Here is a 5,112-nt window from a genome sequence, read left to right on the forward strand (position 1 = left end):
GAGGCGACCGAACTCGTGCAGCCGATCCTCGATGACGTGAAGGCCCGCGGCGCTGCGGCCCTGCGCGATTTCGCCGAGAAGTTCGATCATATCCGTCCGCAGAACCTGCGCGTGCCGGTCGAGGCCATGAAGGCGGCCGTCGACGAGCTCGACCCCGAGGTGCGTGCCGCCATCGAGGAATCCGTGCGCCGTTGCCGCGCCGTGTCCGCTTCCCAGGTGCCGGCCCCGTTCCACACCGACCTGGCCGAAGGCGCCCGCGTCGCCGAACGTTGGATTCCGGTGCAGCGCGTCGGCCTGTACGTGCCGGGTGGCAAGGCCGTGTACCCGAGCTCCGTCATCATGAACGTCGTTCCGGCCCAGGCCGCCGGCGTCGAATCCCTCGCCATCGCGACTCCGCCGAGCCGCAACAATTCCGATGGATTGCCGGACAAGACCATCCTCGCCACCTGCGCCATCCTCGGCGTGGACGAGGTGTACGCGGTCGGCGGCGCCCAGGCCATCGCCATGTTCGCCTATGGCGCCAAGGGTTCCGAGCCGCAGGACGGCGAGATCCTGTGCGATCCGGTCGACAAGATCACCGGACCGGGCAACATCTTCGTCGCCACCGCGAAGCGCATGGTCTCCGGCATCGTGGGCATCGACGCGGTCGCGGGCCCGACCGAAATCGCCATCGTCGCCGACAAGGGCGCCAACCCGAGCTGGCTCGCGGCCGATCTGATCGGTCAGGCCGAGCATGACGAGCTTGCGGGTTCCGTGCTGATCACCGACAGCGAAGACATCGCCGAACAGGTTCAGGAGAACCTCAAGCACCGCGTGCCGCGCACCGAGCACGCCGAGCGTGTCAAGACCTCGTTGAGCGGCCGACAGTCCGGCATCATCCTCACCGACGACATCGCGCAGTCCATCGACGCCGCCAACGCGTACGCGGCCGAGCACCTGGAGATTCAGACGGCCGACCCGGACGCGGTGATCGCGAAGATCCGTAACGCCGGCGCCATTTTCCGCGGGCCGTACTCCCCGGTGCCGCTGGGCGACTACATGTCCGGCTCCAACCACGTGCTGCCGACCTCCGGCACCGCGCGATTCGCCGCCGGCCTCGGCGTGCACACCTTCATGAAGCCGGTCGAGGTCATCGAATACGACGAGCAGGGCCTGAAGACCCTCGCCGCGCGCGTGAACGCCTTCGCCGTCTCCGAAGACCTGCCGGCCCACGGCGAGTGCGTGCTGAGCCGTTTCATCGATGACCCGTACGACAAGGCGACCATCAAGGAACAGGAAGAGCAGGCGGGCCTTCGATGAGCGAGACTTCCGGCAACGCCATCCCGGCATACCTTCCTCTGCGCAACGACCTGATCGGCGAGGAGCCATACGGCGCGCCGCAGCTCGACGTGCCGGTATGCCTCAACGTCAACGAGAATCCATACGCGCCGGAGCCGGCCGTGGTCGAAACCATCGCGCAGCGCGTCAAAGAGATCGCTCCGACGCTCAACCGGTATCCGGACCGCGAGCACATCGAGCTCCGCAAGGCGTTCTCGAAGTACCTTGAGCGCGAATCCGGCGTCAAACTGGAGGTCGACCAGCTGTGGGGCGCCAACGGCTCCAACGAGATCATGCTGCAGCTGTTCCAGGCCTTCGGCGGTCCGGGGCGCATCGCGCTCGGTTGCGATCCGACATACTCCATGTATCCGGAATACGCGCGCGACACGTTCACCCAGTGGAGGCTCGCGCACCGTAACGCGGACTTCACGCTCAACGTCGAAGCCACGATCAAGGCCATCGGGGAGGTCAAGCCGGCCCTGATCGTGCTGACCAGCCCGAACAATCCGACCGGCACGCCGCTCAAGCCGGAAGACCTCAGACGCGTGCTCGACGCCGCCAAAACCGCCGAAGTGGCGGGCGCGGCCGAAGGCGTGCACCCGGTGGTCGTCGTGGACGAGGCCTACATCGAATTCCGCGATCCTGGCACGCCCACCGCACTGGAGCTCATCGGCGAATACGACAACCTCGCCGTGAGCCGCACCATGAGCAAGGCCTTCGCCTTCGCCGGCGCCCGCGTCGGCTATCTCGCCGCGAACAAGGGCATCATCGACTGCGTGCGCATCGTGCGCATGCCGTACCACCTGTCCGCGGTCACCCAGGCCGCGGCCCTCGCCGCGTTCGAACACACCGACGAGCAGCTGAGCCGCGTGGCGCATCTTCGTGAGACCCGCAATGCCACCGTCGCATGGCTCAAGCAGCAGACCTACAAAGGCCAGCCGCTCGAAGCCGCCGAAACGCAATCCAACTTCATCCTCTTCGGAGGCCATTTCGACGACCGCGACCGCATCTTCGACGAACTGCTCAGGCGCGGTGTGCTCATCCGCGTCGTCGGACCGGAAGGCTGGCTGCGCGTGTGCATGGGCACCGACGAGGAAATGGCCCGTTTCCGCGAAGCGCTCGTCGAGACGCTCCGCCTCGTGGAACAGGATTGAGCACTTCGGCCAAGACGAGGCCGGAACCACAACACACCAACGAAAACACAGCGGCGGAGACGTTCGGACGGTTCCATCGTCCGAACGTCTCCGCCGAATATCCGCATGCGCGCGGCGTCCGCGCGCATGTCGTGAAAAGGAGCCGTAAAACATGGCACGTACCGCAACCATCGTTCGCGAAACCAGCGAATCCAAAGTCGAGCTGAGCCTGAACCTTGACGGTACCGGCAAAACCGACATCGACACCTCCGTGCCGTTCTACAACCATATGATGACGGCGCTCGGCAAGCATTCGCTCATCGACCTCACAATCAAGGCCACTGGCGACACCGACATCGACGCGCACCACACCGTCGAAGACATCGCCATCGTATTCGGCGAGGCTCTGAAGCAGGCCCTTGGCGACAAGCATGGCATCCGTCGCTTCGCCGATGCCACCGTGCCGCTCGACGAGGCGCTCGCCAAGGCCGTCGTCGACATCTCCGGACGCCCGTACTGCGTGTGCACCGGCGAGCCGGAAGGCTTCGAATACTGCATGATCGGCGGCCACTTCACCGGCTCCCTCGTGCGCCACGTCATGGAATCCATCGCCATGCACGCCGGCATCTGCCTGCATATGCACGTGATCGCCGGGCGTGACCCGCACCACATCGCCGAAGCCGAATTCAAGGCGCTTGCCCGCGCGCTGCGCTTCGCCGTCGAACCGGATCCGCGCGTCCACGGCATCCCCAGCACGAAGGGTTCCCTGTGATGAGTGACAATCCCAAGGATTCCGACGGTTTGACGCCGGAAAATCCCGACGAATCCAATGCCGACGGCATGCATTTCAGCGAAGAGGAGCTGGAAGCGGCCATGGCGGGTTTCGAACGGGAATTCCAGGAGGCCGAAGCCGCCAAACAGGATTCCGCGCCAGCGGAACGGGACGAACAGTCCAGTCCCGATGCGGAGACGTCCGATGAGGCATCCGATACGGATGCCGGCGGTGTCGTCGACGCGGCGGAGACCTCCCTTGATTTCGAGGACGAGCTGCAGGGGCTGCTGGGCAATCGGGCGAAGATGGCGGCGATCATCACCCGTCTTACCTCCGCGCGTCTGCTCGCCGCGTTCTGTGAGCTTTCCGACGTCTCCGCGCAGTGCATCGATTCCGAACAGGGCGCCGTCGCGGTGCTCCGCAATCTGCAGGGCGACGGTCCGGAGGCCGCGGTGAAGGACATGACCGTCGTGATCTCCGGCATGCCCGCCGTGCTCGCGGTCAACCGCGCGGACAAGCTCGAGGCGACGTTGTACGTGGACGGCAAATCCGTCCGCACCTTCGCGCCGCCGATTCTGTTCACGTCCACCGCGTCGTTCGTGGAGGATCTGATGCTGGGCATCGACGATTTGGAGGGATTGCGCAAAAACGGTCTCAACATCGTCGATTCCGCCAGCATCGACCATGACGAGGCGATGAAGATCATCGCCGAGCACACGCGTTTCGGACGTGGCGGATCAAGCATCGACTGACGGTGCGGGGATTAATGAGCTCTACGACAGGCATTGCAAACGAAACGCACCTCGGGTGCGTACAGGAAGGAGAACGCCCATGACTTCAGTGGTGGTTTTCGATTACGGTTTCGGCAACGTTCGTTCCATGGTCCGCGCATTGGCGAACCTTGGCCTCGATGTGACGCTCACCTCGGACCATCGCCAGGCGTTGGAGGCCGATGGGCTTGTGGTGCCCGGCGTGGGCGCGTTCGCGGCCTGCATGGAGGGACTCAAAAGCGTCGAGGGCGACACGATCATCAAGGACCGCCTGCGTGCGGGCCGTCCGGTGCTCGGTGTGTGCGTCGGCGAGCAGATCATGTTCGAACGCGGCATGGAGCATGCGGACGGCGCGCGTGGCCTCGGTCTGATCGCCGGCGATGTCGACCTGCTGGATGCCGATGTGGTGCCGCACATGGGATGGGACAACGTCGAGGCCCCGGAGGGGTCCGTGTTGCTCAGGGGCCTTGAGCGCGAACGTTTCTACTTCGTGCATTCCTTCGCAGCCACCAGCGCGGCGCCCGCCGACACCTCCGCCGACCAGATCGATTTCGGCGGCGCCGAGGAGCATGTGACATGGTGCACGTATGGGCGTACCCGCTTCGTCGCCGCGTACGAGCGCGGACCGTTGTTCGCCACGCAGTTCCATCCGGAGAAATCCGCCGAGGCCGGCGCCCAGCTGCTGCGCAACTGGGTCGCGACGTTCTGAATTCGATTTTCGTGGCCGCGTCGTCGTATGCGGGGCCTGCATACGACGCGCCCAACACACAGGAACAGTTTTGCCGGCGACGATTGCCGGTTTGGAAAAGAGAGGTATTGACATGTCTTTGACGTTGCTTCCCGCAGTCGATGTTCGCGATGGCAAGGCCGTGCGCCTGCGTCAGGGTGAATCCGGTTCGGAAACCGATTACGGCTCTCCTCTGGAGGCCGCGCGCACGTGGGTCGAGTCCGGAGCGGAATGGATCCATCTCGTCGATCTCGATGCCGCTTTCGGCACCGGCGACAACCGCGACCAGCTGCGCGCGATCGTGAGGGAGCTGGGTGACAAGGTCAACATCGAGATGTCGGGCGGCGTGCGCGACGACGCTTCGCTGGACGCCGCATTGGAGGCCGGCGCGGC

General features: G+C 65.0%; 6 protein-coding genes. All 6 read left to right on the forward strand.

Annotated features, from left to right (window positions below):
• A partial coding sequence (gene hisD / locus B3C64_RS04855) for a histidinol dehydrogenase (RefSeq protein WP_291534120.1) occupies window positions 1-1,299 on the forward strand: 1,299 nt, incomplete at its 5' end.
• Entirely contained in the window at window positions 1,296-2,471 is a 1,176-nt protein-coding gene (locus B3C64_RS04860) for a histidinol-phosphate transaminase (protein WP_291534122.1), read from the forward strand. The genes hisD and B3C64_RS04860, both read left to right, overlap by 4 nt.
• 151 nt (window positions 2,472-2,622) lie before the next feature.
• Window positions 2,623-3,222, forward strand: a complete 600-nt coding sequence (gene hisB / locus B3C64_RS04865) for an imidazoleglycerol-phosphate dehydratase HisB (RefSeq protein WP_291534124.1) — start codon at window positions 2,623-2,625, stop codon at window positions 3,220-3,222.
• Complete coding sequence (locus tag B3C64_RS04870; protein WP_414632163.1) at window positions 3,222-3,974, forward strand: hypothetical protein; 753 nt, start codon at window positions 3,222-3,224, stop codon at window positions 3,972-3,974. Before hisB ends, B3C64_RS04870 begins: the two co-directional genes overlap by 1 nt.
• 79 nt (window positions 3,975-4,053) lie before the next feature.
• Window positions 4,054-4,701 (forward strand): imidazole glycerol phosphate synthase subunit HisH, encoded by a 648-nt coding sequence (gene hisH / locus B3C64_RS04875; RefSeq protein ID WP_291534126.1) that lies wholly within the window; start codon window positions 4,054-4,056, stop codon window positions 4,699-4,701.
• 112 nt (window positions 4,702-4,813) lie between these two features.
• The coding region (locus B3C64_RS04880; protein WP_291534129.1) for a HisA/HisF-related TIM barrel protein at window positions 4,814-5,112 on the forward strand (299 nt) is incomplete at its 3' end.

Origin of the sequence: Bifidobacterium sp. UBA6881, assembly GCA_002451435.1 — a bacterium.
Classification (GTDB): Bacteria; Actinomycetota; Actinomycetes; order Actinomycetales; family Bifidobacteriaceae; genus Bifidobacterium.